General features: G+C 70.3%; 25 protein-coding genes. 11 read left to right on the top strand and 14 right to left on the bottom strand.

Annotation, left to right across the window (positions count from 1 at the left end; translation table 11 throughout):
- The first annotated feature begins 18 nt into the window (after positions 1–18).
- Entirely contained in the window at positions 19–1,176 is a 1,158-nt protein-coding gene (locus E0H92_RS30335) for an ROK family transcriptional regulator (RefSeq protein WP_131498668.1), read from the top strand.
- Here the strand turns inward: E0H92_RS30335 and E0H92_RS30330 are convergent.
- The 3 genes from E0H92_RS30330 to E0H92_RS30320 all read right to left on the bottom strand — a co-directional run bounded on the left by E0H92_RS30330 (position 1,173) and on the right by E0H92_RS30320 (position 3,735).
- A complete protein-coding gene (locus E0H92_RS30330) occupies positions 1,173–1,805 on the bottom strand; it encodes a DinB family protein (RefSeq protein ID WP_131463895.1) in 633 nt (210 codons plus the stop codon). The two genes, E0H92_RS30335 and E0H92_RS30330, sit on opposite strands and share 4 nt — an antisense overlap.
- Before the next feature lie 159 nt (positions 1,806–1,964).
- Positions 1,965–2,771: a bifunctional hydroxymethylpyrimidine kinase/phosphomethylpyrimidine kinase gene (gene thiD / locus E0H92_RS30325; RefSeq protein WP_131498667.1), complete on the bottom strand. Its 807-nt coding sequence runs from the start codon at positions 2,769–2,771 to the stop codon at positions 1,965–1,967.
- A 1-nt stretch (position 2,772) separates the two neighbouring features.
- Positions 2,773–3,735 (bottom strand): thiamine-phosphate kinase, encoded by a 963-nt coding sequence (locus tag E0H92_RS30320; RefSeq protein ID WP_131291772.1) that lies wholly within the window; start codon positions 3,733–3,735, stop codon positions 2,773–2,775.
- 134 nt (positions 3,736–3,869) lie between these two features.
- Between E0H92_RS30320 and E0H92_RS30315 the strand changes: the two genes are divergently transcribed.
- From E0H92_RS30315 to E0H92_RS30300, 4 genes are all read left to right on the top strand, one after another.
- Positions 3,870–4,106, top strand: a complete 237-nt coding sequence (locus tag E0H92_RS30315; RefSeq protein WP_170990044.1) for an Lrp/AsnC family transcriptional regulator — start codon at positions 3,870–3,872, stop codon at positions 4,104–4,106.
- A 30-nt stretch (positions 4,107–4,136) separates the two neighbouring features.
- Entirely contained in the window at positions 4,137–4,676 is a 540-nt protein-coding gene (locus E0H92_RS30310) for a DUF3515 domain-containing protein (RefSeq protein ID WP_131498666.1), read from the top strand.
- 133 nt (positions 4,677–4,809) lie between these two features.
- Complete coding sequence (locus tag E0H92_RS30305) at positions 4,810–5,226, top strand: YciI family protein (protein ID WP_131463890.1); 417 nt, start codon at positions 4,810–4,812, stop codon at positions 5,224–5,226.
- Between the two features lie 56 nt (positions 5,227–5,282).
- Positions 5,283–6,491 carry an RNA polymerase sigma factor gene (locus E0H92_RS30300; RefSeq protein WP_131498665.1) on the top strand — a complete coding sequence of 403 codons (1,209 nt, stop codon included), beginning with the start codon at positions 5,283–5,285 and terminating at the stop codon, positions 6,489–6,491.
- 346 nt (positions 6,492–6,837) lie between these two features.
- Here the strand turns inward: E0H92_RS30300 and E0H92_RS30295 are convergent, their stop codons facing one another.
- The 3 genes from E0H92_RS30295 to E0H92_RS30285 are packed head-to-tail and all read right to left on the bottom strand — an operon-like array spanning position 6,838 to position 10,720.
- Complete coding sequence (locus E0H92_RS30295; protein WP_131498664.1) at positions 6,838–8,304, bottom strand: carboxylesterase/lipase family protein; 1,467 nt, start codon at positions 8,302–8,304, stop codon at positions 6,838–6,840.
- 9 nt (positions 8,305–8,313) lie between these two features.
- Positions 8,314–9,444, bottom strand: a complete 1,131-nt coding sequence (locus E0H92_RS30290; protein ID WP_131498663.1) for a D-alanine--D-alanine ligase family protein — start codon at positions 9,442–9,444, stop codon at positions 8,314–8,316.
- Positions 9,445–9,502: 58 nt separating this feature from the next.
- A complete protein-coding gene (locus E0H92_RS30285; RefSeq protein ID WP_131498662.1) occupies positions 9,503–10,720 on the bottom strand; it encodes a cytochrome P450 in 1,218 nt (405 codons plus the stop codon).
- A 109-nt stretch (positions 10,721–10,829) separates the two neighbouring features.
- On the opposite strand from E0H92_RS30285, the gene E0H92_RS30280 reads away from it, so the two are divergent.
- Together E0H92_RS30280 and E0H92_RS30275 are read left to right on the top strand one after the other, a co-directional pair.
- Entirely contained in the window at positions 10,830–11,438 is a 609-nt protein-coding gene (locus tag E0H92_RS30280) for a TetR/AcrR family transcriptional regulator (protein ID WP_131498661.1), read from the top strand.
- Between the two features lie 43 nt (positions 11,439–11,481).
- Positions 11,482–12,588 (top strand): trans-sulfuration enzyme family protein, encoded by a 1,107-nt coding sequence (locus E0H92_RS30275; protein ID WP_131498660.1) that lies wholly within the window; start codon positions 11,482–11,484, stop codon positions 12,586–12,588.
- Positions 12,589–12,677: 89 nt separating this feature from the next.
- Here E0H92_RS30275 and E0H92_RS30270 read toward each other — a convergent pair whose 3' ends face one another.
- Together E0H92_RS30270 and E0H92_RS30265 are read right to left on the bottom strand one after the other, a co-directional pair.
- Positions 12,678–13,862 (bottom strand): MFS transporter, encoded by a 1,185-nt coding sequence (locus E0H92_RS30270; protein WP_131498659.1) that lies wholly within the window; start codon positions 13,860–13,862, stop codon positions 12,678–12,680.
- Positions 13,859–14,620 carry a DeoR/GlpR family DNA-binding transcription regulator gene (locus E0H92_RS30265; RefSeq protein WP_131463873.1) on the bottom strand — a complete coding sequence of 254 codons (762 nt, stop codon included), beginning with the start codon at positions 14,618–14,620 and terminating at the stop codon, positions 13,859–13,861. The genes E0H92_RS30270 and E0H92_RS30265 overlap by 4 nt, the downstream gene beginning before the upstream one ends.
- Positions 14,621–14,672: 52 nt before the next feature.
- Between E0H92_RS30265 and E0H92_RS30260 the strand changes: the two genes are divergently transcribed.
- Positions 14,673–15,839, top strand: a complete 1,167-nt coding sequence (locus E0H92_RS30260) for an MFS transporter (RefSeq protein WP_202873909.1) — start codon at positions 14,673–14,675, stop codon at positions 15,837–15,839.
- A gap of 62 nt (positions 15,840–15,901) precedes the next feature.
- A complete protein-coding gene (locus E0H92_RS30255) occupies positions 15,902–16,462 on the top strand; it encodes a GNAT family N-acetyltransferase (RefSeq protein WP_131498657.1) in 561 nt (186 codons plus the stop codon).
- Here E0H92_RS30255 and E0H92_RS30250 read toward each other — a convergent pair.
- Positions 16,408–17,091, bottom strand: coding sequence for a FadR/GntR family transcriptional regulator (locus tag E0H92_RS30250; RefSeq protein WP_165550108.1), 684 nt, complete (start codon positions 17,089–17,091; stop codon positions 16,408–16,410). The genes E0H92_RS30255 and E0H92_RS30250 overlap by 55 nt on opposite strands.
- A 55-nt stretch (positions 17,092–17,146) precedes the next feature.
- Here E0H92_RS30250 and E0H92_RS30245 point away from each other — a divergent pair, with 55 nt between their 5' ends.
- Positions 17,147–18,334, top strand: coding sequence for a CynX/NimT family MFS transporter (locus tag E0H92_RS30245; protein WP_202873908.1), 1,188 nt, complete (start codon positions 17,147–17,149; stop codon positions 18,332–18,334).
- A gap of 54 nt (positions 18,335–18,388) precedes the next feature.
- On the opposite strand, the gene E0H92_RS30240 is transcribed toward E0H92_RS30245, so the two are convergent.
- Together E0H92_RS30240 and E0H92_RS30235 are read right to left on the bottom strand one after the other, a co-directional pair.
- Positions 18,389–19,396, bottom strand: coding sequence for a sugar phosphate isomerase/epimerase family protein (locus E0H92_RS30240; protein ID WP_131498655.1), 1,008 nt, complete (start codon positions 19,394–19,396; stop codon positions 18,389–18,391).
- Between the two features lie 11 nt (positions 19,397–19,407).
- The gene (locus E0H92_RS30235; protein ID WP_238173665.1) at positions 19,408–20,496 is read right to left on the bottom strand and encodes a Gfo/Idh/MocA family protein; all 1,089 of its coding nucleotides are present in this window, start codon (positions 20,494–20,496) and stop codon (positions 19,408–19,410) included.
- A 74-nt stretch (positions 20,497–20,570) separates the two neighbouring features.
- Here E0H92_RS30235 and E0H92_RS30230 point away from each other — a divergent pair, with 74 nt between their 5' ends.
- The gene (locus E0H92_RS30230) at positions 20,571–21,689 is read left to right on the top strand and encodes an ROK family transcriptional regulator (RefSeq protein WP_131498654.1); all 1,119 of its coding nucleotides are present in this window, start codon (positions 20,571–20,573) and stop codon (positions 21,687–21,689) included.
- Here the strand turns inward: E0H92_RS30230 and E0H92_RS30225 are convergent.
- Genes E0H92_RS30225 through E0H92_RS30215 form a run of 3 tightly spaced genes read right to left on the bottom strand, consistent with a single transcriptional unit; the run spans position 21,686 to position 24,383 of the window.
- Positions 21,686–22,594, bottom strand: coding sequence for an aminoglycoside phosphotransferase family protein (locus E0H92_RS30225; RefSeq protein WP_202873907.1), 909 nt, complete (start codon positions 22,592–22,594; stop codon positions 21,686–21,688). The genes E0H92_RS30230 and E0H92_RS30225 overlap by 4 nt on opposite strands.
- The gene (locus tag E0H92_RS30220; RefSeq protein WP_131498652.1) at positions 22,591–23,595 is read right to left on the bottom strand and encodes an NAD(P)H-dependent glycerol-3-phosphate dehydrogenase; all 1,005 of its coding nucleotides are present in this window, start codon (positions 23,593–23,595) and stop codon (positions 22,591–22,593) included. Before E0H92_RS30220 ends, E0H92_RS30225 begins: the two co-directional genes overlap by 4 nt.
- Positions 23,592–24,383: a lysophospholipid acyltransferase family protein gene (locus E0H92_RS30215; protein ID WP_131498651.1), complete on the bottom strand. Its 792-nt coding sequence runs from the start codon at positions 24,381–24,383 to the stop codon at positions 23,592–23,594. The genes E0H92_RS30220 and E0H92_RS30215 overlap by 4 nt, the downstream gene beginning before the upstream one ends.
- Positions 24,384–24,385 lie beyond the last annotated feature (2 nt).

Here is a 24,385-nt window from a genome sequence, read left to right as displayed (position 1 = left end):
ATAACGGGAAGGGCAGCGATGACTCCAGTACGCCGTGGACAGTGGCAGACGGCTGCGGACGTGCTGACCCAGCTCACCCGTCAGCCCGGGATCACGCGGGCGGCGGTCGCGCGGGCGCTGCGGTTGAGCACGGGTTCCGCGACCGAGGTGACCGCTCGGCTACGCGACGTACAACTGCTGACTGAGGTACCTGCTCCCAGTCAGGGGCGTGGTCGGCCGACCACAGTGCTGCAGCCGCACCCGCAGGGACCTGTGGTGCTCTCACTCGACCTACGGCAGAGCAGTTGGCGCAGCGCGGTTGTAGCGCTCGACGGGTCGCTGCAGGAGCCGCAGTACAGGCGACACCGGAGTCGGCGTGCGCAGGTCGTACTGAACAACCTGCGGCGTGAGGTCGAGCAGGCGCAGCAGCGGTACGGTGCTCGGCTCCAGATGGTCAGCCTCGCCGTACCGGGCACCGTCCGTGACAACCACCTGATGCAGGCACCGACGCTGGAGTGGGTCGAACTGGACCTTGCACAGGTCACGGGCGACACCGGCGTACCGCTGCTCGCCGGCAACGACGCGACGCTGAGTGGGGTGGCTGAGGCGCGTACGGGCGCTGCTGCGGGAGCCGGTACGGCGGTACACCTGATCATCGAGGTGGGGATCGGTGGGACGCTGCTGATCGACGGGGTACCGGCACAGGGCGCGTCGGGAGCAGGTGGCGAGTACGGCCACATGCCCTTCGGTGACCGGTCCCGTACCTGTCCGTGCGGTGCCCGGGGCTGCTGGGACCTGGAGATCGACGGACGAGCCCTCGCGCGCTACCTGAAGCAGCCAACGCCGGACGACCCCGTTGCCTATGCAGAAGAGGTACTCCGGCGCAGCGACCGGGCTGCCCGCGCCGCAGTGACCAGGGTGGTCACCGCACTCGGCTACGGCATCGCGGGCCTCGTCAACGCGCACGACCCGGACGTGGTGACGATCGGCGGTCTAGCCATCCCCCTGCGAGCGGCTGCGGAGGAGACCTTTGCGGAGGCGTACGAGAGCGGTCTGATGACGTTTCACCGCAGCACTCCCCCACCGGTCCTGCCGGCCACCCACCAGCCGGACGGACCGCTCCGCGGCGCCGCCGCACTGGCCCTCGACCAGCTGACCACCGAGCAGGCCATCGCAACCTGGGTCGCCCAGCGCTAGTCGGCTACCTCGACTTCCTCAGCAGCCTCTTCAGCGGCCTCACCCTCAGCCTCTTCGACCTTCGGCTTCGGGATGATGGGCGGCTCCACCTTCGCCAGGATCTCGAGGATGTCGTGGCGGTGGTGCTGGATCTCGTGGGCGGTGTGCCGGATGAGCCAGCCCAGCGGGCGCGGCGCCCGGACCGGGTAGTTGTACAGCCCGAGCTTCCCCAGCTCCTGCGGCTGCAGCACCCGCGCCGCCGCCCCGAACTCGCGCGCGAACCGCACCAGCGCGGCCGCGACCTCCATCGGGTCCTGGTTCTCGTACTTCTCCTGCTTCACCCGTCCGGTCCGGTCCATCGGCGCGTACACCGGCCGGTCCTCAGCCAGGCACTGCGCGATACGGAGCCGCTGCACCTCGAGTACGTCGCGCACATGGCACGCGTACTCGATCGCCGACCACACGTCCGGCTCCGGTCGCAGCCGCACCACGTTCGGGTCCGGACCGGCGGCGGCCTTCGTCAGCGCCATGCTGCAGTCCGCGGACTGCCGGACGAGCAGCGTCACCGTCCCCTGCAAGGTCCCGGTGTCGTAGCTGAAACCGCACTGCTCGCAGTACCCGTCCACCGGGGGCTGCTGCTTAGAGGGCATCTGGGACCCCTGCGCCGTAGCGAGCAGGTGCTCGGCGGAGTGCCTCGGTGCGCTGGAGCGGAGGGTTCGATGTGGTTTCATCGTGCCCTTCGCTCCAGCGCAGCGAGGTGCCCGCCGAGTGCCGCGCAGTAGGCGCAGGGGTCCCAGATGCCCTCTTTCTCAACTGCTGCTCCCTCGAAATCTCCATGCGTGATCGACCGGGCCGATGCCGTCGCCGAGTGCGAACCCGGCCGCGATCGCCCCGGTCACGTACTCCTTCGCAGCGCCGACGGCACTCGGTACGTCGTACCCACGAGCAAGGTACGACGCGATGGTGCTCGCCAGCGTGCATCCCGTGCCGTGGGTGTGCGTGTTGTCGGCCCGGAGCGCGCTGTACGAACGCCGTACCCCTGGACCGTGCAGTACGTCGACGGACGCCGTACCGACATCGTGACCGCCCTTGACCAGCACCCAGGACGCTCCTGCCTCCAGCAGAGCCTTCGCAGCGAGCTCCCGGTCCTCCACGGTCTCCAGGTCGATGCCGGCGACCGGACCGAGCTCAGTGAGGTTCGGAGTGAGGACTGTGGCCAGCGGGACGATCTCCGCGCGCACCGCCTCCATCGCGTCGGCCGCCAGCAGAGCGTCGCCGTGCTTGGACACCGACACCGGATCGACCACGACCGGCACGTCCGGCGGCAGCGTCCGCAGCAGCGACGCGACGACACGGACCATCGACTCGGACGCCAGCATGCCCGTCTTCACCGCGTCGACCCCGATGTCGTCCACCACGCTGCGGAACTGGGCGCGGACCTGCTCCTCCGGCAGCTCCCAGGCGCCCTGGACGCCGACACTGTTCTGCGCGGTGATCGCGGTCAGCACACTCATACCGTGCACGCCGTTGGCGAGCATCGCCTTCAGGTCCGCCTGGATCCCGGCCCCGCCGCCGGAGTCGGAACCGGCGATCGTCAGCACTCTGGGGGGCGGCATCTCAACTCCTGAAATGGGCGTGTCCGGTGTCCGCAGCATACGGCGCGCCGTCGACGGTCACCGTCCCGGCCGGTCGCTCCTCGTTGCCCTCAGCAACCGAGCCGATCACGGTCCAGCCCTCGGGGACGTCGGCCGGCTCGAAGGTACCGACCAGGGCGTGGTCCTCGCCGCCGGTCAGCACGAACCGCAGAGCGTCCACACCGGTCGCCGCGGCCACCGCCTGCAGCGGCTCGGGCACGGTCAGCGCCTTCGTGTGCACGTCGATGATCACCTGGCTCGCCGCCGCGATATGGCCCAGATCGGACAGCAGGCCGTCGCTCACGTCACACATCGAGGAGGCCCCGGCCAGGGCAGCCCGCGGACCTTCGGCGTACGGCGGTTGTGGGCGCCGGTGCGCCTCGACGACGGCCCGTGGCGAGCGGAACCCGCGAGCAAGCACCGCCCAGCCGGCCTCGGCCCAGCCGAGCCGCCCGGCGTACGCGACCTCGTCCCCCGGGCGGGCGCCTGAGCGCAGCACCGGCGGACGGCCGTCCAGCGAGCCGAACGCGGTCACCGAGACGACGATCTTGTCGGACTGGACCGTGTCACCGCCGATGATGCTCGCCTCGACCAGTTCGCACTCGTCGACGAGGCCCTGGTTCAGCTCCAGCGCCCAGGCGGTCGGCAGGTCGGCAGGGCCGCCGAAACCAACCACGAGCGCGGTCGGCCGGGCACCCATCGCCACCACGTCGGCCAGGTTCTGTGCGGCGGCCTTGCGACCCACGTCGTACGCAGACGACCAGTCCTGGCGGAAGTGCCGGCCCTCGACCAGCAGGTCCGTCGTGATCACCATGCGGCCGTCCGGCACCGCCATCACGGCCGCGTCGTCACCGGGACCGACCAGGACGTCCTCACCTGTGGACAGCCCTTTGGTGACGGCCGCGATCAGGCCGAACTCACCCGTGCTCCCCAACGTCTCTGTCACGTCAGCAGACCTCCCATATCGCTAGGCGGAGTCTAGGCGGTACCGTGACCGGGCAACGAAGAGTACGCCCGGCGCTCCCGCAGTACGCCTGTGGGTGCCCGGAGCCAGCTGAGGACGACTGAGTGGAGAACGACGTGGTGGTCCAGGCCTACATCCTGATCCAGACCGAGGTCGGCCGTGCGGCCGACGTCGCGGCACAGATCGCCGAGGTCCAGGGCGTCACCCTGGCCGAGGACGTCACCGGTCCGTACGACGTGATCGTCCGCGCGGAAGCCCGCAACGTCGACGAACTGGGCAAACTGGTGGTTGCCCGGGTCCAGAACGTTCCCGGCATCACGCGCACGCTGACCTGCCCCGTCGTCCACATCTGATCGCCGGAACGGGACCCGCCACTTCTCAGCATGCCCGAACATCGCTCCACCCGGACCGCCACTGCCCGTCCCGCGGGCGACGCACGTCGCGCCCGGGCCGCCGGCCGCGGGCCGCGTGCGCGGCTCGTCGGCGCTGCGCTCGGCGTGTTGCTGATCGCGGGGTGCAGCCACGGACCGACGCCGGTGCCGGTTCCCTCCCCCGCGCCTGAAGTCGCCGCCGCCTGCGCCGACCTGGTCAAGGCGCTCCCCGCCAAGGTCCTCGACGCGGAACGTCGCGAGACCTCCCCGAAGAGCCCGCTGACCGCGGCGTACGGCGACCCGCCGATCGAGATGACCTGCGGCGTCACACCCCCGGCCGGCATGGCCGAGGCCCAGTCCCAGTGCTTCGAGGTCAACGGCGTCGGCTGGTTCGCCAAACAGGTCGAGAACGGCTTCATCTTCACCACCATCGGCCGCTCCCTCTACTTCGAGGTCGCGGTCCCCGCCAAGTACGCGCCCCAAGCCAACGCCCTCACCGATGTCTCCGACGCTGTCCACAGATTCGACAAACTCGTCACACCCTGCACCTGACGACTGCATACTCCTTGGCGAGATCGAAATTTCTCTGCCGGTTGTGTCCGATCGTGTCCGGTCGGGGAGTTGGGAGGCGACGTCTCGGGTGGAAGCGCCCTTGCCGTGGGTGCTCGGAGGACGGGAGAAGCTGATGAAGTACATGATCCTGACGTACGCGTCGCAGCAGGACTACGACGGGATGGCGGGGAAGGACACGGGCAAGCCCGCCTGGAAGCCGGAGGACTTCGCGGCGATGGGGGCGTTCATGGAGAAGTTCAACAACGAGCTGATCGAGTCGGGTGAGCTGGTCGAGACGCGCGGACTGGCGGCGCCGGTGCTGACCCGGCGGCTGGGGTCGAAGGACGGGCAGTCGGTGGTGACCGACGGGCCGTACGCCGAGACGCAGGAAGTGCTCGCCGGGTACTGGATCGTCGAGTGCGAGTCCTTCGACCGGGCCACGGAGATCGCGTCGCGGCTCGCCGACACGCCGGCGCCCGAGGCCGCCCGCGCGACGGCGTACGCGGACATCCGGCCGCTCGTCGAGGGTCGCGACGAACTGGTGGAGTGAGTGACGATGACCGCGCTTCTGGATGCGCTGCCGGTGTGGTCATGGGGCTGTGACTCATGACCGTGCCGCTCGAGGAGCTGACGCGGGAGTTGGCGCCGCAGGTTCTCGGGGCGCTGGTCCGGCGGTACGGGCATTTCGACACGGCTGAGGACGCGGTGCAGGAGGCGCTGCTCGCGGCCGCGCAGCAGTGGCCGGTCGACGGGGTGCCCGACAATCCGCGCGGGTGGCTGATCACGGTCGCGTCTCGCCGGCTGACGGATCTGCTTCGGCGGGAGCAGGCCCGTCAGCGGCGGGAGGACCGGGTCGCGGCCTGGGCGCTGCAGGGCGAGCCGGTTGGCGACGCGGACGACACGTTGGTGCTGTTGTTCCTGTGCTGCCATCCGTCGCTGTCGCCCGCGTCGCAGATCGCGTTGACGTTGCGGGCGGTCGGTGGTCTGACGACCGCGGAGATCGCGCGGGCGTTCCTGGTGCCGGAGGCAACCATGACGCGGCGGATCACCCGGGCGAAGGCGAGCGTGCAGGACAGCGGCGCGCGGTTCACGATGCCGGCCGATCGCGACGAGCGGCTGGGCGCGGTGCTGAAGGTCGTGTACCTGATCTTCAACGAGGGTTACGCGAGTACGACGGGGCCGAGCCTGCAACGCGTCGAGCTGGCGGCCGAGGGGATCCGGTTGGCGCGGATGCTGCACAGGCTGCTGCCGGACGACGCCGAGGTCGCCGGGTTGCTGGCGTTGTTACTCCTGACGGACGCGCGGCGACCGGCGCGGACGGGACCGCTCGGCGAGCTGGTGCCGATGGCGGAGCAGGACCGGTCGCTGTGGATCCCGCAGCTGATCCGGGAGGGCGTCGAGCTGATCACCGCGGCACTGCCGCGAGGTCCGGTTGGGCAGTACCAACTGCAGGCGGCGATCGCAGCGGTACACGACGAGTCGCCGACCGCCGAGGAGACCGACTGGCCGCAGATCGTCGCGCTGTACGAGGTCCTGCTGCAACTCACCGACAACCCGATGGTCGCCCTCAACCACGTAGTCGCGGTCGCCATGGCAAGAGGCCCCGCCGAGGCCCTCACCCTCCTGTCGTCCATCGAACACAACGACCACCTGGCCAAAGACCACCGCCTACCAGCAGTCCGAGCCCACCTCCTAGAAATGTCCGGCGACACAACAGCCGCCCGAGCCGCCTACGAAGAAGCCGCCACCCGAACAACCAGCGTCCCCCACCAGCGCTACCTCCGCACCCGCCTAAACACCCTCCCCAACCCCTAACCCCCACACCCCACCCACGCCACCAGCGCACCCCACCCGCGCACCCCCGCGCCGGTAGCGCTCCCTCCCCGCACAACCCCGCGCCGCTCGCCCCGCCCTTCGCCCGCTCACCACGCGCTGCATCTCACACCCCACCCGCGCCGCCACCGCACCCTCCCCGCGCACCCCGCCCCGCGCCAGCGCCCCGCCCCTCGCCCGCTCACCAGGCGCCGCATCCCACACCCCACCCGCGCCGGTAGCCGCGCCACCTGTGTCGGGGCGAGACCTGCGCGGCGGGGGCGGTGAACAGGTTATTTGCTGGGCACTCGCACGAGTTTCTGTGCACCGGCCGGGGCTGAGGGGCAGGTTAGTGGTGGTTGTGCCAGGTTAGGCGTTCGTCGGGGTGGTGGTTGGTGGTGGTGCCGGAGGCGGTGTTGAAGTGGCGGCTGGTGCGGTGGGGTGGGGTGTAGGGGGGCCAGCCGGGGGTGCCGGTGGTGGCGAAGGTTAGCCAGGTTTTGTGGAGTAGGTCCGCAAGGTGTTGGGGCGGTGCGGGGCCTAGCATTCCGGCTGCGGACGGTTCGTCTAGGTTGTCGAAGACGAAGGCTAGTTCGAGGCCGTGGCAGGCGCCGAGTTGGCCGGCGCACGCGGGTGAGCGCCAGGCGAACTCGTACATGTACGTGCCGGGGTGGGCCTCGGCGAGGCGGATCGCGGGGATGCGGTAGTACGAGTCCGTCATGACGGCGGCCAGCACATCACCGGCCGTCGCACCCGGACGGTTGGCGCGATACCGACGTACGCCGCTCACGGGTAACCCGAAGCGGAGGGCCGCGGCGGCGTACAGGAACGGTGTGTTCATCTTGGCGGCGACACCGGTCGGGACGAGGAAGAGTCGCGCCTCCTCGCTGTTCGTGCCGATCATGAGGTCGACATCAGCGCCGGCACCAGACCGAATGCGGTCGAGAGGCGCCCCGGGCAGCACGTCACCGTCGACCACAGGACTGAACGGCAGCAACGTGCGGGCAACATCACCCCACAACTTGCGCCGCGGCTTCGCAGCCACCTGCTGGCTGAGTTTGTCCGCAGCCGCAAGCAGTCGCGGAACCGGTACGTCGGCAATCGCCTCACGCGTCGGCGCCGTACCGAGCGCCGCCGCCAGACGGGCACCGACCAGCCGGGCGCTCGAAGGGCTGATCGTGTTGTGCGCGGCGCCCGACTCGGCGATCGCCCGATGGAACAGGCCCTCGGCCGCGGGCATCGCGAGCAAGGTGCAGACGCTCATCGCACCGGCCGACTCACCGAAGACCGTCACGTTGCCGGGGTCGCCTCCGAAGCCGGCGATGTTGTCGCGGACCCAGGTCAGGGCGGCGATCTGATCGAGCAGCCCGAGGTTCGGCGTACCGTCGCCGAACCACAGGAACCCGTCGGCGCCCAGCCGGTAGTTGATCGTGACCAGTACGACGCCGTCGCGCGCGAACCGCGTGCCGTCGTACACCGCCAGCGCTCCGGAGCCGCTCGTGAACGAGCCGCCGTGGATGAACACCATGACGGGTGCCTGCCCGGTCAGGCCCGGCGTCCAGACGTTCAGGTTCAGGTAGTCGTCACCCGGGATGATCGTCCGCGGGATGAGCTCCGCCATCGCGCCCTCGGTCCCGGTCTGCGGTGCGGTCGCCCCGTAATGACGCGCGTCACGGGGCGACGTCCACGGCTCCGGTGGGCGCGGCGGCTGAAACCGGTTAGGACCGACGGGCGGCGCGGCGTACGGGATGCCCTTGAAGGACAGGACGTCGTCGCCGGTCCCCAGGACAGGACCGTACTGCGTGCTCGCGAGCGCCATCCGCTGAGGTCAGCGAAGGCCGGTGGGCCGGGTCATGGCCAGCTGCAGGAGGTGCTCGACGAGGGCCGCGTAGTCCTTGCCGGCGGCCGCCCACAGCCGCGGGAACATGCTGGTCGGCGTGAACCCGGGCATCGTGTTGATCTCGTTGATGATCACGCGGTTGTCGGCGTCCAGGAAGAAGTCGACCCGGGCCAGCCCCTCGGCCTCGATCGCGTCGAAGGCGATCAGGGCCTTCGAGCGGACCTCGTCCGCGATCTCCGAAGGCAGGTCGGCCGGCACCGAGAGCGCCGTGTACTCCTCACCCTCCGGCAGGTACTTGGTCTCGAAGTCGTAGAAGTCGTGCCCGCCGCCGGAGACCGAGATCTCGCCGCAGACGCTGACCTCCGGGGTGCCGCCGTCGAGGCCGCCGAGGACCCCGACCTCGATCTCCCGCGGGCTCTTCGCCGACGCCTCGACGATCACCTTCGGGTCGTGCGCCCGCGCCACCGCGACCGCCTCGTCGAGCTCGTCCAGGCAGTTCACCTTGCTGATCCCGAGGCTCGACCCGCCGCGGGCCGGCTTCACGAACACCGGGTAGCCGAGCGCGTCCACCGCCGCGCGGCACGCGTCCGCGTCCCGCATCCAGTCCCGGTCGCGGATCACGACGTACGGCGTGACCTCGAGGCCGGCGGCCTGGAAGACGACCTTCATGTAGTGCTTGTCCATGCCGACGGCGCTGGCGAGGACGCCGGAGCCGACGTACCGGATGTCGGACATCTCGAGCAGGCCCTGGATGGTGCCGTCCTCACCCCACGGGCCGTGCAGCAGCGGGAAGACCACGTCGACCTCGCCGAGCGTGCTCGGCACCTGGTCGGGTTCGCTGACCACGAGTTCGCGGTTCGCGCCGAACAGCACCGGCATCGCGGTCACGTCCACCTCGGGGAGCTTGCCGTCGGTGATCGACAGCCTCTCGGGGTCACCGCTCTCGAGCACCCAGTGCCCGCTGGAACTGATACCGACCGGAACCACGTCGTACTTGTCCCTGTCGATCACCTGCAGGACGTTCGCGGCGGTCACGCACGAGATGGCGTGCTCGCTCGAACGACCGCCGAACACGACCGCGACACGGGGCTTCCGCTGACTTTCTGAGTACTCACTCACCGGCTCGACTGTAGCGGCCCGGAGATGAGGTTCCGACCGGGGTTCGGTTAAGAACCCTTCAGATCGCGGTGGGTAGCGGCCCGTCCCAAGTGACTGGCAACGCTGTCACTCCGTAAACGAGCGTGTTGTCTCTGTAGTCGATCTCCTCGAACGGTACGGCGAGTCGCAGCGTCGGAATGCGGGCGAACAGCCGCGTGAACACCTCCTGCAGTTCGACCCGAGCGAGCTGCTGGCCGATGCACTGGTGCGGCCCGAACCCGAACGCCACGTGCGCCGCGGCGTCCCGCTCCAGATCCAGCCGGTCCGGGTCCGGGAACACGCTCTCGTCGCGGTTGGCCGAGGACAGCGCCGCGATCAGGTAACCGCCGGCGTCGATCGTCAATGGTCCTACGGGCAGGTCGTCGGTCACGTACCGGAACAGCCCGAAGTGCACCACGGACAGGTACCGCAACAGCTCTTCGACCGCGGCGGGCGCGAGCGAGGGATCGGCGCGCAGCGCATCGAGCTGCGCCGGATTCGCTAGCAGCGCTAGCGTGCTGAGCGCGATCATGTTCGCGGTCGTCTCGTGGCCCGCGATCAGCAGCGTGACCCCGACCGTCACGAGCTCCTCCAGGCTCAACGGCGTACCGAGCTCCTCGCCGCGGGTGATGAGCCGGGACAGCAGGTCGTCCTCGCGATGCGCCTGCTTCGCCAGCACCAACCCGACGATGTACTGGTTCAGTTCGTCGCTGGCCCGACCGATCTCATCGGTCCACCCGTCGACCCGGACGAGCAGGGCGCTGCGCTCCTGGAACTCGTCGCGGTCCTCGTACGGAACGCCGAGCAGTTCGCAGATCACCAGCGACGGGATCGGCAGTGCGAACCCCTGGACCAGGTCCACCGGCCCGCCGGCGGCCAGCATCGCGTCGATCCGCGCCTCGATCATCTCGGCGATCCGCGGCCGCATCGCCTCCATCCGTTTGACCGCGAACTCGGTCGCCAGCATCCTGCGCAATCGTTTGTGCGCCGCCCCGTCCACCTGCAGGATCGACCCCGACTCCGCCTCCCGGTCCAGATCCGCGTCCGGTACGACGTGATCGGACGGCGCCAGCCGCGAACTCAGCCGGCTGTCCCGGAGCAGGGTGCGGACGTCGTCGTACCGGCTGATCACGTACGCGTCGACGCCGGCCGGCGTGGACACCTTCGCGGGCGCCTCGGTACGGCGGTACGCGGCGTACTCCCGCGCCGGGTCGAAGGGGCAACCGGACGGCCTGCGGACGGGGAAACTCTCGGTCATCGCGCACCCTCTCCTGGGATTTTGGTAGTGACTACCATATGGCTGACGCTTCCGATTAGGAACAGGGCTGCGGCGCGTCGGAGGCGATACCCTGCCCGCGGAGGTGCTGATGGGACTGCGCGAGGTGAAGCGGGAGCGGACCCGCCGGCTGATCGCGGACAAGGCGTTCGAGCTGTTCAGCGACAACGGGTTCGGCCGGACGACGGTCGAGCAGATCGCGGCGGCGGCCGAGGTCGGGCCGAGCACGCTGTACCGGTACTTCCCGACCAAGGAGGGCCTGGTCCTCGAGTTCGTCGACGACTGCCTGGCGGAGGCGGTCGACTGGTTCCACCAGCAGCCCTCCATGGAGCTGCCGGACGGGCTGCGGGCGGTGATCGAGCGGGTTCTCGAGCAACTCGAGGCCAACCCGGACCGGGTCCGCGCGGTCTTCGATCTCGCGGAGCAGAACGGTTCGGTGAGCGCTCATCTCAACGAGCTGATCTGGCGGTTCCGGAACGACCTGGCCGACGAGCTGGTACGCCGGTTGCCCGCGGACGACCCGCGCCGCGCGGAGTTCGTCGGCGCGCTGTCCGCGGGGATCGCGATGAACGTCATCGAGAACGTCGTGCGCGTCTGGGTGGACCATCCGGGCACAGTCGACGCGAAGACCCTGGCCCGTCAGGCGATGCGCCTGCTGTCCACCGGCGGCGTCCCCCTTCCCGGCACCCACGACGCCTGACCCACCGACTGCCAGCCCGGAGCAGGCAGGGACAATTCGGGGCATGACTCCTGACCTCGATCCGTCCACCGTTGTCGTGCACGCGGGCCGGCCCGAGCGGGTGCCGGATGCGCCGCTCGGCGAGTCGCCGGTGTTCAGCTCGACGTACGTCGCCGGCGGGGACCGTGGCTACGGACGGTTCGGGAACGACGCCTGGACCGCGCTCGAGAAGACGCTCGGCGAACTGGAGGGCGGGCGCGGCCTGACGTTCGCGTCCGGGATGGCAGCCGCGGCGGCGGTCATCGACCTGGTCCCGGTCGGCGGCCGGGTGGTCGCGCCGCAGCACGCATACTCCGGCGTACTCGCGCTGCTCGATCAGCAGGCGGGCACCGGCCGGCTCAAGGTCGAGCGAGTGGACATCGCCGATACCCAAGCAGCCGTCCAAGCGGTCCAAACCGCTGACATGCTGTGGATCGAGTCACCGACGAACCCCGCGATGGAGGTCGCCGACATCCCGGCCCTCGCAGCGGCCGGCCGGGCCGCCGGTGCGACCGTCGTCGTCGACAACACGTTCGCGACTCCCCTGCTCCAGCAGCCGCTCCGGCTCGGCGCGGATGTCGTGATGCACTCGGCCACCAAGTTCATCGCCGGGCACTCGGACGTCGTCCTCGGCGCGGTCGTCACCGCGGACGACGACCTCTGGTCGGCGATTGACCTGCGCCGCCGCAGCCTCGGCGCGATCCCGGGCCCGATGGAGGCCTGGCTCGCGCTCCGCGGTCTGCGCACGCTCGCGCTCCGCCTCGAACGCGCCCAGTCGAACGCCGCGTTCCTGGCCGAGCGGCTGCGCGCGCATCCGCGGGTCAGCCGGGTCCGCTACCCCGGTCTGCCCGACGATCCGGGTCACGACCGGGCCGCGGCGCAGATGTCCGGCTTCGGCGCGATCCTCGCCTTCGAGCTCGGCGGCGACGCGGCCGGCGCCCAGCAGGTCTGCGAGCGCACCGAACTCTGGGTGCACGCGACCAGCCTCGGCGGCGTCGAGTCCATGCTGGAACGCCGCCGCCGCTGGCCGATCGAGGTCCCGACGATCCCCGAGGACCTGATCCGCTTGTCCGTCGGGATCGAGCACCCCGACGACCTCTGGAGCGACCTCGAGCAAGCCCTCACCCGCTGACCTCCCTGCATCTGATGGGTTGACGTCCGAGATGCAGGGTTAGCGCCCGGGCTCTGGTGGGCGAACCCGGCATCTCGGACGCTTACCCATCAGCGGTTGGCTGGGGCGCGCTTGAGGATCGGTCCGCCGAAGAACGTCAGCACGCACAGCACGACCGGCAGGATGAACGCGATGTTCAGCGGCATCCAGTGCGCGAGGCCCCCGATCAGTGCGGGGCCCGCGAGCAGGCCGACGTACCCGAGGCCGACGACCCGTGCCATCAGGGCGCCGGACGAGCGCGGGTCGAGGTTGCCGGCGGCGGTGAACAGCTGCGGTACGCCGCCCGCGAGGCCGAGGCCGAAGATCGCCCAGCCGACGAGCGCGACGGGCACCCACGGTACGACGATCACGAGCGTGAGACCGACCGCGGCCATCGCGGCGCCCCAGCGCACGATCGCCGCCGGCCCGACGACGGCCGCGACCCGGTCGGTGAGGAAGCGTCCCACGGTCATCGCGACCGCGAAGGCGCCGTACGCGAAGGCCGCCGTACTGACCGAGGTGTCGAGGATGTCGCGGAAGTGCAGCGCTGCCCAGTCGTTGGCCACACCCTCGGACAGCATCAGGCCGAAGGCGAGCGCGCCGAGCGCCCAGACCAGCTTGGCCGGCGGCTTCTCCCGCGGCGCACCGTCGTCCGCGTCCTCCTCGTCGGGAACCGTTGCCTCCAGCAAGAACCGGCTGGCGGCCAGCGCGATCGCGATGCACAGCAGGCCGGACAGGGCGAGCGTGACCTCGGTCGGTACGTCGGCGCGCAGCGTGGCCGCGCCGATGACCGCGGCGATCGCGCCGCCGATCGACCACATCGCGTGGAAGGCGGCCATGATCGGTCGCGGATAGCCGCGCTCGACGACGACGGCCTGCGCGTTCATCCCGACGTCGATCGACCCGTTGCCGAAGCCGACGAGGATCAGCGTGAGCCCGAGCGTCCACCAGTTCGTGGCCAGTCCGGGGCCGAAGAGCGCGATGCCGAGCAGGATGCCGGCGGCCGGAACGAGCCGGCGTTGACCGAGTTTGTCGACCAGCGGTCCGGCGACCTGCATACCGATGAAGGCAGCGCCGCCGAGCACGAGGAGGAGCAGTCCGAGCGTGCTGTGGGTGATCCCGGTCTTCTGCTCGATGCTCGGGATGTGCACGACCCACATCCCGACGGCGAAGCCGTTCAGCCCGAAGTACAGCCAGGTGGCGACACGGGCGGCTCGGGGCGGTGCGGACGGAAGCTGTACGTCGGTGGCGGTCAACCTGCCACCTCTACGAGGGTGCCGCGTTGGGTGAGCAAGGTTCGTTGATCCTCAGGGGCAGAGTCGTCGGTGATGATCAGGTCGGGGCGGTCTGCGGGGCAGACGTAGGCAAGTGCGGCGCGGTCCCACTTGGCGCCGTCGGCGAGCACGATGGTGCGGGTGGCGACGTTCATCGCCTCCTGCTTGACCTCCGCGTCGCCGAGGTCGAAGGCGGTCAGCCCAGCGTCGAGGCTGAACGCGCACGGGCTGAGTACGGCGGCGTCGAAGCGCAGCGCCCGCAGCGAGGCAACGGTCAGCGGGCCGACCAGCGACAGCTCGCCCTTGCGCGCCTCGCCGCCCGGCATCAGCAGCCGGATCCGCGGCGCGTCGGCCAACTCGTGTGCGACGTGCAGCGAGAGCGGCATCACCGTCATCGCGCGGTCGTGCAGGAGCTTCGCGGTCTCGAGGGCCGTCGTACCGCTGTCGAGCACGATCGTCTCGCCGTCGCGAAGGTGCTCGACGGCGGCGCGGGCGATCGCCTGCTTGGCGGCGACCGCGGCCTGGGCGCGCAGCGAGTGCGGCGGCTCGAGACCGGACGGCATCGCGGACACAGCACCACCGTGGACGCGCTTCAGGACACCTTGCGCCGCCAGGAAGTCGAGGTCGCGACGGACCGTCATATCCGACGCCTCGGTCGCCTCGACCAGTTCCTGGACCGACACTCGGTCCACGACTCGTAGTCGTTCTACGATCACTTGGTGCCGTTCCGCACTTCTCATGCGCAAAAATCTACCATCCGCCTGATCGTTCAAACAGATAGTGTGTTTGCTTGTGACTGATGACACGACGCTCGTCAAGCGGTCGCGGTACGCCGTCGCCGCGGTCTTCTGCGTGCACGGGTCCGTGACCGGGTCGTTCGCGACCCGGGTGCCCTGGATCCAGGAGCACGCGGGGGTGTCCGCCGGTCAGCTCGGCCTCGCGCTCGCGTTTCCGGCGCTCGGCGCGGCGCTGATGATGCCGCTCGCGGCTCGGGTCAGTCACCGGTTCGGCACCCGCACCGCGCTGCGCGGATTGCTCGCGCTCTGGACGCTCGCGCTGATCCTGCCGTCGCTCGCCCCCGGCCTGCTGACGTTGTGCGCCGCACTGCTGATCTACGGCGGTACGGCGGGGATGGCCGATGTGGCGATGAACGCGCTCGGCGTGGAGGTCGAGCACCGGCTGAAGAAGTCGATCATGTCGGGGCTGCACGGCCTGTGGAGTGTGGGCGCGCTGCTCGGATCCGCGGTCGGGACGGTCGCGGCGCATGCCGGTCTCAGTGCGCAGATCCACCACGCGGTCGCGGCCGTCGTCCTGACCGTCGTCGGCGCGGTGGTGTGCCAGTTCGTGCTGAACATCCATCCCGAGGACGACGAGGAGCCGCCGGCGCGGTTCGCGCTGCCGCCGAAGTCGGCGTTGCTGATCGGGGCGGTCGGGTTCTGCGCGGTGTTCGCGGAGGGCGCGAGCCTGGACTGGTCGGCCGTGTACCTGCGCGACATCCTGGACAGCTCGGCGGGTGTCGCGGCCGGCGCGACGACCGGGTTCGCGTTGACGATGGCGATCGCCCGGATCACCGGCGACGCGGTCGTCGACCGGTTCGGCGCCGTCCGCACGGTGCGCTGGAGCGGCGTGATCGCGGCGCTCGGCGGGCTGCTCGTCGTCCTCGCGCCGAACGCGATCGTCGCGATGGCCGGCTTCGGCCTGATCGGCGTCGGCATCGCGGTCGTCGTACCGCTCGCCTTCGCCGCCGCGGGTCACGCCGAGGGCAACTCCAGCCATGCGATCGCCGGCGTCGCCACCATCACGTACGCCTCCGGCCTGGTCGCCCCGTCGATCATCGGCGGCATCGCCCAGGCCAGCAACCTGACCATCTCGTTCATCGTCGTCACCGCCCTCGCGGCCGGCCTGGCCGTCTTCGCGCCGGTCCTCCGCACGCGCAGCCGCACCCGGGTCGCCGACTAGAGCCGTACCAGCGGCTGGACAAGGCCGGATGCGGAGCAGCAGCGGGTGGTACGAATCGTTGGGTGACGACTTTCAGGGTGGCTGGGGCGGACGACGCAGCGGCGGTTGCGGAGCTGCACGGGGACAGTTGGCGGCGGCACTACCGGGGCGCCTACGCGGACGCCTTCCTCGACGACGAGTCGCCGGAGTATCTCGGCGGCATGTGGGCCCAGCGGCTCGCCGCGCGGGAGGGTACGCGGACGACGGTGGCGGAGTACGACGGCCAACTGGTCGGGCTCTCTCACCTGATCCTCGATGCGGACCCGAAGTTCGGTGCGCTGGTCGACAACCTGCATGTCCGCGCGCCGCTCAAGCGGCAAGGCATCGGCACCCAGCTCCTGGCATTGACGGCCGAGGCGCTGCAGGAGGCGTCGCCGGGTTCGGGGATCTACCTGTGGGTCCTCGAGCAGAACACCGCCGCACAAGGCTTCTACGAAGCGCGCGGCGGCATCCAAGGTGACCGCACAGAGGTCCCGCCGCCGGGTGGCGAACCGCGCCGCCTCAACGGCCGGCCCGCCTGCCTCAGGTACTACTGGCCGGATCCCGCGACCTTGACGGACTCGATCAGCGCGTACGACGCCTGACTCGCCGCCTCGGGATCACCGGCCCGGATTGCCTCCAGTACGTCGACGTGCGCGTCGAGGATCCGGTGGTCCTCGGGGATCGTCGCGGTCTGGTGGATCGACGCGGCGAGAACCTCGGCGAGGGCGTCGTACAACCGCAGCAACAACGGGTTCCCGCTCGCGACCACGACGCCGCGGTGGAACTCCGTGTCGGCGGCGACGAACGCGTCCATGTCACCGTCCGCAAGCGCCACCCCGCGACGGTCGAGGGCGTCGGTGAGCGGCGTCAGGCTGTCCGGATCGGCGTACTGAGCGGCGAGCCGGGCGGCGGCCGCCTCGATACCGGCCCGCGCGTCGAGGACGTGGGTGAGCGACGCTGACAGCTCGTCCCGCACCAGTACGCCGCTGATCTCGTTGGTCGCGCGCACGTAGGTGCCGTCGCCGACGCGCGGCTCGAGCAGGCCGGTCAGGCTCAGCGAACGCAGCGCCTCCCGCACCGTGCCGCGGCTGACGCCGAGCTCGGTAGCGAGCTGATTCTCGCCAGGGATCCGCGACCCGCGCGGCCAGGCCCCGGACTCGATCTGCGCGCGGAAGCGCTCCGTGACCTGCAGCACGAGCGGCACCTGCCGCACCAAGGAACTCGACTCCATGGCGTAGAGTATATAAATGTAGGACATCTGCACGGAAGTCAAGGAGAGGTGTGTCGTGGCGGTGCTGACCGAACCAGTGGCTCGAGAGCGGTCGGCGCTGATCACCGCGACCGCCTTCGTGGTCGCGCTGAGCCTGCGGCCGGCGCTGACCGCGGTCGGTCCGGTGCTGCCGCGGATCGGGCTCGATCTGCACCTCGGTGAGGCCGCACAAGGCCTGCTGGGCACGCTGCCGCTGCTCGCGTTCGCGGTCGCCTCTCCCTTGGTCCACCTCGCGTCGCGGCGGTTCGGGATGGAGCGGGCGGTGTTCGTCTCGCTCCTGGTGCTCGCGGCGAGCAGCGCGCTCCGCCCGTACACGGGTCAGGCCGGCCTCTGGATCGGTACGGCGGTGGTCGGCGCCGCGATCGCGGTCGGCAACGTCCTGGTGCCCGTCATCATCAAACGCGACTACGCCGCGCACGTGTCCCGCGCGACCGGCATCTACACGGCGTTCATCACCGGCGGCGCCGCGATCGCCTCGATCCTCGCCGTACCGATCGCCGACGCGGTCGACTGGCGGCTGTCACTCGCGGTCTGGGGCGGGCTCGCCGTACTGGTCGCGGTGATCTGGCTGCCGCGGACGCTGTCGCCGGAACCGATGCCGGCGGCAACGACGGCGGACGTGGCGCGACGAGTGAGCGTCTGGCGGCAGCCGACGGCCTGGCTGGTGACCGGGTTCATGGGTCTGCAGTCCACGAGCTTCTACCTGTTCGTGAACTGGCTGCCGACCATCGAGATCGCGACCGGCGGCGTCTCGGAGCGGTCCACCGGAGTGCACCTGTTCATCTTCCAGGTGTGCGGCCTGATCGGCGGGCTGAGCATTCCGTTGCTGCTGAAGCACCCGACCAATCAGCGGGCCGGGCTGATGACCGCGAGCCTGCCGAGTCTCCTGGCACTGCTGGGGCTTCTGGTGGCGCCGCACCTCGCGATCGTCTGGGCGATCGTCGGCGGGCTGGGTCAAGGCGCCGGGTTGGTCGCCGCGCTCTCACTGATCAGTCTCCGCGGCCGCGGGCACCACGAGACCACCCAGCTGTCCGGGATGGCGCAGGCAGTCGGCTACACGCTGGCCGCGGCCGGTCCGGTCGTCGCCGGCTACCTGACCCAGGTGACCGGCGGCTGGAGTACGACGCTCGTCGTCTTCGCGACCCTGGCCGCCGTACAGGTCACGCTCGGGTTCGTAGCCGGCCGCGACACTCGCCCTGTTTGAGCCACCTGGGGAGGATTTCGTCCCGTTTCGGGTGCAAAATCCTCCCCAGGTCGACTACTTGTCCGTGGCGAAGGCGGCGTCGAAGGCGGCTTCCGGCTTGTCGAAGGCGAGCGCGCGGATGACGTTGACCGCCTCCGCCGCACCGACCTTGCGCTCCATGCCGGCGTCCTCCCACTCGACCGAGATCGGGCCGTCGTAGCCGATCGAGTTCAGCACCCGGAAGCAGTCCTCCCACTGCACGTCGCCGTGCCCGGTGGAATAGAAGTCCCAGCCGCGGCGCGGGTCGCCCCACGGCAGGTGCGAGCCGAGCCGGCCGTTGCGTCCGCCGCCGACCCGCATCCGGGTGTCCTTGCAGTCCACGTGGTAGATCCGGTCCTTGAAGTCCCACAGGAACGCGACCGGGTCGATGTCCTGCCACACCATGTGCGACGGGTCCCAGTTCAGCCCGAAGGCCTCGCGGTGACCGATCGCCTCCATGGTCAGCTGGGTGGTCCAGTAGTCGTACGCGATCTCCGACGGGTGCACCTCGTGCGCGAACCGGACACCCTCCTCGTCGAACACGTCGAGGATCGGGTTCCACCGGTCGGCGAAGTCCTTGTACCCGGCGTCGATCACGTCCGCGGGCACCGGCGGGAACATCGCGACGTACTGCCAGATCGACGAGCCGGTGAAGCCGATGACGGTGTTCACGCCGAGCTTCTTGGCCGCGCGGGCGGTGTTCTTCAGGTCCTCGGCGGCGCGCTGCCGGACACCCTCGCCGTCGCCGTCGCCCCAGATCCGGGACGGCACGATCGCCTGGTGCCGGAAGTCGATCGGGTTGTCGCAGACCGCCTGCCCCACCAGGTGGTTGGAGATCGCGAACACCTGCAAGTTGTACTTCTCCAGGATGTCCTTGCGGCCCTGGACGTACGAGTCGTCGTCGACGGCCTGCTGGACGTCGAAGTGGTCACCCGAGCAGGCGATCTCGACGCCGTCGTACCCGGCCTCGGAGGCGAACTGACAGACCTCCTCGAACGGCAGGTCGGCCCACTGACCGGTGAAGAGCGTGATCGGACGAGGCATCTCAAAGGCTCCTAGGCGTTGTCGACGGTGATCCAGGCAGAGTCGTCCGCGGCAGACCGCAGTACCGCGTCGACCACGCGAGCTGACCGCGCTCCGGCGGCGAAATCGGGCAGGCCGTCCGGGCGGTCACCCAGTACGGCGGCATAGCTGTCGGCGACGAACGAGTCGAACGCGTCCTGGTACCCCTGCGCGTGGCCGGCCGGCAGCCGGTTCACCCGGGCCGCGGGCGGGCTCAAGGTCTCGGGGTCGCGCGTCAGTACCTGGGACCCGGCACGACGGCCGACCCACAAGCGATCCGGGTCCTCCTGGTCGAAGCCGAAGCTCGACTCGGTGCCGGACACCTCGAGGTACAGCCGGTTCTTCCGGCCGGCCGCGACCTGGCTGACCACGATCGTCCCGACCACGCCGGCCTCGGTCCGGAACTGCGCGGTGGCGAGGTCCTCGGTGCGAACCTCGACCCCGCCACGGGTCGACCGCACCGTCCGCAGCTGGGCGCTGATCGCGGCGATCCGGTCACCCGTCACGAACTCGGTCAGGTCGCACCAGTGCGATCCGATGTCGGCGAAGGTGCGCGACGGCCCACCGGTCGTGTCGTCCACGCGCCAGTTCTGGTCGTCAGCGCCGGCGAGCCAGTCCTGCAGGTACGAGCCGTGCAGGCTGGTGATCACGCCCGCGTCGCCCGCAGCGATCCGGGTGCGCAGCTCGCGGACCATCGGGTGGTACCGGTACACGAACGGCACCGCACCGACCAGCCCGGCCTCGACCGCCGCGGCGTGCAGACCGGCCGCGTCCTGCACCGAGGTGGCGAGCGGCTTCTCGCAGACCACGTGCTTGCCGGCTTCGAGAGCCTTCAGCGCGACCTCGCGATGCGTGTTGTTCGGCGTACAGATGTGGACCACGTCGATGTCGGCGGCCAGCAGGTCGTCGAGGGACGCGAAGCCGCGCTCGGCACCGGTCGCCTCCGCCGCGGCTTCAGCCCTCGCGGGCGACGAGCCGACGGCGCCGACCACGGTCGCTCCGGAGACCAACGCGGACCTGCCGTGGACCTGGCCCATGAAGCCGCCGCCGACGATCCCTACCCTGAGCCGTTTGGTGGACACGTCGTAGGACGCTATGGGACCCTTTTGAACCCTGTCAAGCAAAAGTCCACGGCCAGTACGACGGAAGTCCGGTGATGAGCGATCTCGGTACGGCGGACGCGGTGTTGCGGCTGCTCCTCGACGGGCAACCGCGGACGCGCGCCGAGCTGATCGAGCGCAGCGGTCTCGCGCGGTCCACGGTGACCGGGCGGATCGAGGCGTTGCTCGCCGACGGGCTCGTGGTGCCGTCGGGTGAGGCGGCGTCGACGGGTGGCCGGCCGCCGGCGCGGTTCCGGTTCAATCCGGTCGCGCGGCTCGTGCTCGCCGCGGACGTCGGCGCGACGCACCTGTCCGTCGCCCTCACCGACCTGGCCGGCGAGATCCTGCACCGGTCGACGACGCCGCTCGAGATCGCCGAAGGACCCGAGGTCGTCCTCGCCGCGGTCGCCGAGGCCGGACACGCGTTGCTGCGCGAGGCCCAGAGATCACCGGAGGATCTGGCGGGCACCGGGGTCGGGCTGCCCGGACCGGTCGAGCACAGCACGGGGCGGCCGAACCACCCGCCGATCATGCCGGGCTGGGACTCGTACGACGTGGTCGGCCGACTGAGCCGGGAGCTACCGGGCCCGGTGCTCGTCGACAACGACGTGAACATCATGGCGCTCGGCGAGCACGCGACGACGTACCCGGACGTCGAGCACCTGCTGTTCGTGAAGGTTGCCACCGGCATCGGAGCTGGCGTGATCAGCGGCGGCCGGTTGCACCGCGGCGCCCAAGGAGCAGCCGGCGACATCGGTCACATCCAGGCGCCCGGCCACACCGAGCTCTGCCGCTGCGGCAACACCGGCTGCCTGGAAGCTGTCGCCTCCGCAGCCGCGCTGGCGACCCGGCTTGGAGTCGGCACCAGCGGCGACATCGTCGAACTGGTCCGCGCCGGAAACACCGCGGCCATCGCGGAGATTCGCCAGGCCGGTCGCGAGATCGGCACCGTCCTCGCCGCCGCGGTCAGCCTGCTCAACCCGTCCGTGATCGTGGTCGGCGGCTCCCTCTCCCAGGCCGGCGACAGTCTGCTGGCCGGTCTCCGCGAGGCCGTCTACGCCCGATCGTTGCCCCTGGCCACAACCCACCTGCACGTGGTCCCGTCCCGGACCGGACGCGACGCCGCCCTCCTCGGCGCCGCCACCCTGGTCCTGAACCAGGTACTGCAGAGCTAATCAGTCCAGCTGACGGCGAGCTCGTCAATCACCGCGATCACCCGGTCGAGCTGGGCGCCGGTGCGGGCACGGCCGAAGCCGTGGCGGCGGCCCCAGAACGCGGACTGGACGACGATCAGCTGACACCAGCGGCGGATGCGGACGGCGTCGACTCCAGAGGCTTCGGCGAACTGGTCCAGCTCGGTCCGCAAGGTTCGCGGCAGGTCGCCGGCGCCCGCGAGGTACAGGTGGTACGCGCGGGTGCGGAGAAAGATCGCGGCGTCGAACGCCGGGTCGCCGACGTACCCCTTCGGATCGACGGCGAGCCAGGGCTCCCGCTCCGCACGCAGGATGTTGCTCGAGTGGAAGTCGCCGTGAACCAACGTCTCCGGCTGATCGCGGCACAGTTCGTCGACGGCCGCCATCGCCTCGCGCACGACAACATCCGGCAGTGGGTGGTCGAGTTCCGCCGCGTCCTTGTGGAGGTCTTCGGCCCAGGTGTCGGCCTTCTCCGACATCCGGGGCAGGCCGTCCGGCGCCGGGATCGTCAACTGGCCGAGCAGATCCCCGGCGATCGCGGCGAGGTCGCCGGTGTGCTCGACGAGGGTGCTCGGGTGCGCTCGCTCGAGGAGCATCGCGTAGCGGGCGTCGTCACGTTCGTAGAGCTTCACCGCGCCGCGACCGTCCCACGCCTCGAAGGCGTCCGGCTCGTGCACGTTCCCCGGATGCGGGAACGACACCTTGAGCACGGCGTCACCGCGGACCGGCACCACGACGCCGACCTGCCCGTGCAGGACGTCGCCGTCCCGCTCCAGGTCCCAGTGCCCGAGGAGGTCCTCGACGATGCCGGGTAACTCGGCCAGCCAGGCCTCTCCGGCGTCACCTTCGCGCGCGACGGTGCTCCGCGCGAACGCTTCCGGGATCAACCCCAGCGCTCCGACTTCGCCGAGCGCGACACCAGGCTGAACAGCATGTCCTTCGGGGTCATCTCACCGGCGACGACCTTCGTGACGTGCTCCGCGATCGGCATCTCCACGTCGTGATGGTGCGCCAGTTCGCTGATCGACGCGCAGGACTTCACGCCCTCCGCGACCTGCCGGGTGCCGGCCGCGATCTCCGCGACCGTCATGCCCTGACCGAGTTTCTCGCCGAAAGTCCGATTCCGCGACAATGGCGACGAGCACGTGGCCACCAGGTCGCCCAGTCCGGCCAGTCCCGAGAACGTGTGCTCGTCCGCGCCCAGCGCCGTACCCAGACGGGCGATCTCGGCCAGGCCGCGGGTGATCACCGACGCCCGGGCGTTGTCGCCGAACCCGAGGCCGACGGCCATCCCGACCGCGAGCGCGATCACGTTCTTGCAGGCGCCGCCGAGTTCGCAGCCGACGACGTCGTTGTTCGTGTACGGGCGGAACGTCGGGGAATGGCACAGCTTCTGCAACCGCGCCGCGGTGCCCTCGTCGGCGCAGGCCACCACGGACGCGGCCGGCTGCCCCTCGGCGATCTCGCGCGCCAGGTTCGGGCCCGACACCACCGCAATCCGCTCGGGACCGGCACCGGTCAGCTCCGCGATCACCTCACTCATCCGCTGCGTCGTCCCGAGCTCGACGCCCTTCATCAGGCTGACCAGCGGTACGGCGTTCGGCAGCACGCCGGCCCAGTCCGCGAGGTTCTCGCGCAGCGACTGCGACGGTACCGCGAGGACGACGGCCTCCGCCCCGTCGGCCGCCGCGGCCGGGTCATGCGTCGCGGTGATCGCGTCCGGCAGCTCGATCCCGGGCAGGTACTCGGCGTTCTCGTGCCGCGCGTTGATCGCGTCGCACACGTCCTCCCGCCGGGCCCACACCGACACCTGGTTCCCCGCGTTCGCCAGCACCGTGGCGAACGCCGTACCCCAGGACCCCGCGCCGAACACCGCGACTTTGGTCATTCCTTCTCCTCACCTTGAGCCTTGCGGGCCTTGCGCAGGTCGTAGAGCTCCTTGGGCGGGGTCTCGCCGCGCAGTTCGCCGAGGGTCTCGGCGACCCGGGCCATGATCACCTCGGTTGCCTCGTGCAACAGCTGGTTCGTCAGCGGCTTGCCCTCGAAGGCGCTCAGGTCGACCGGCGTCCCCGCCCGCACCTGCAGCGTCTTGCGCGGCAGCAACCGGAAGCGCACCTTGCCGGTGTAGGACCTGAGGATCTCCTGCGCTCCCCAGTTCGCGACCGGGATCACCGGGCAGCCGGTCATCAACGCGATCCGCGCGGCGCCGGTCTTGCCGGTCATCGGCCACAGCTCGGGATCGCGGGTGATCGTCCCTTCTGGGTAAACGCCCACACACTCACCGCGTTCGACCGCCGCCACCGCGTCCCGGAACGCGTCCGCGGCCTGCGCGGACTCCCGGTACACCGGGATCTGCCCGGCGCCGCTGATGATCTTCCCGGCCACCGGGATCTTGAACACCGACGCCTTGCCGAGGAACCGCGGGATCCGCCGGCACTCCCAGATGAAGTACCCGAGTACGACCGGGTCGAAATGCGAGATGTGGTTGGGCACGTACACCACGCCGCCGGTCCGCGGCATGTTCTCCCGGCCGCTGAACCGGCACTTGGTGAACACGATCATGAACGGCTTGACGATCGCGACGATCACCCCGAACCAGAACCCACGCGGCGGCCGTGGGTCCGCCTGCCTCGCGTCCACAGCTGCCTCCTGGTGCTGATGCTGGCCGTCGGTCATGG

The sequence above is a fragment of the Kribbella speibonae genome (assembly GCF_004331375.1).
In the GTDB taxonomy this organism is placed as follows: domain Bacteria; phylum Actinomycetota; class Actinomycetes; order Propionibacteriales; family Kribbellaceae; genus Kribbella; species Kribbella sindirgiensis.
The sequence above is the reverse complement of the archived record's forward strand: the minus strand, read 5'-3'. Positions and strand labels throughout refer to the sequence as shown.

What these genes read in the sequence shown, in the direction of transcription:
- E0H92_RS30335 (WP_131498668.1), top strand. Translation starts at nt 19, where the DNA reads ATGACTCCAGTACGCCGTGGACAGTGGCAGACGGCTGCGGACGTGCTG.
- E0H92_RS30330 (WP_131463895.1), bottom strand. Translation starts at nt 1,805, where the DNA reads ATGCCCTCTAAGCAGCAGCCCCCGGTGGACGGGTACTGCGAGCAGTGC.
- thiD (WP_131498667.1), bottom strand. Translation starts at nt 2,771, where the DNA reads ATGCCGCCCCCCAGAGTGCTGACGATCGCCGGTTCCGACTCCGGCGGC.
- E0H92_RS30310 (WP_131498666.1), top strand. Translation starts at nt 4,137, where the DNA reads ATGCCCGAACATCGCTCCACCCGGACCGCCACTGCCCGTCCCGCGGGC.
- E0H92_RS30305 (WP_131463890.1), top strand. Translation starts at nt 4,810, where the DNA reads ATGAAGTACATGATCCTGACGTACGCGTCGCAGCAGGACTACGACGGG.
- E0H92_RS30300 (WP_131498665.1), top strand. Translation starts at nt 5,283, where the DNA reads ATGACCGTGCCGCTCGAGGAGCTGACGCGGGAGTTGGCGCCGCAGGTT.
- E0H92_RS30295 (WP_131498664.1), bottom strand. Translation starts at nt 8,304, where the DNA reads ATGGCGCTCGCGAGCACGCAGTACGGTCCTGTCCTGGGGACCGGCGAC.
- E0H92_RS30285 (WP_131498662.1), bottom strand. Translation starts at nt 10,720, where the DNA reads ATGACCGAGAGTTTCCCCGTCCGCAGGCCGTCCGGTTGCCCCTTCGAC.
- E0H92_RS30280 (WP_131498661.1), top strand. Translation starts at nt 10,830, where the DNA reads ATGGGACTGCGCGAGGTGAAGCGGGAGCGGACCCGCCGGCTGATCGCG.
- E0H92_RS30275 (WP_131498660.1), top strand. Translation starts at nt 11,482, where the DNA reads ATGACTCCTGACCTCGATCCGTCCACCGTTGTCGTGCACGCGGGCCGG.
- E0H92_RS30265 (WP_131463873.1), bottom strand. Translation starts at nt 14,620, where the DNA reads ATGAGAAGTGCGGAACGGCACCAAGTGATCGTAGAACGACTACGAGTC.
- E0H92_RS30250 (WP_165550108.1), bottom strand. Translation starts at nt 17,091, where the DNA reads ATGGAGTCGAGTTCCTTGGTGCGGCAGGTGCCGCTCGTGCTGCAGGTC.
- E0H92_RS30240 (WP_131498655.1), bottom strand. Translation starts at nt 19,396, where the DNA reads ATGCCTCGTCCGATCACGCTCTTCACCGGTCAGTGGGCCGACCTGCCG.
- E0H92_RS30230 (WP_131498654.1), top strand. Translation starts at nt 20,571, where the DNA reads ATGAGCGATCTCGGTACGGCGGACGCGGTGTTGCGGCTGCTCCTCGAC.
- E0H92_RS30220 (WP_131498652.1), bottom strand. Translation starts at nt 23,595, where the DNA reads ATGACCAAAGTCGCGGTGTTCGGCGCGGGGTCCTGGGGTACGGCGTTC.
- E0H92_RS30215 (WP_131498651.1), bottom strand. Translation starts at nt 24,383, where the DNA reads ATGACCGACGGCCAGCATCAGCACCAGGAGGCAGCTGTGGACGCGAGG.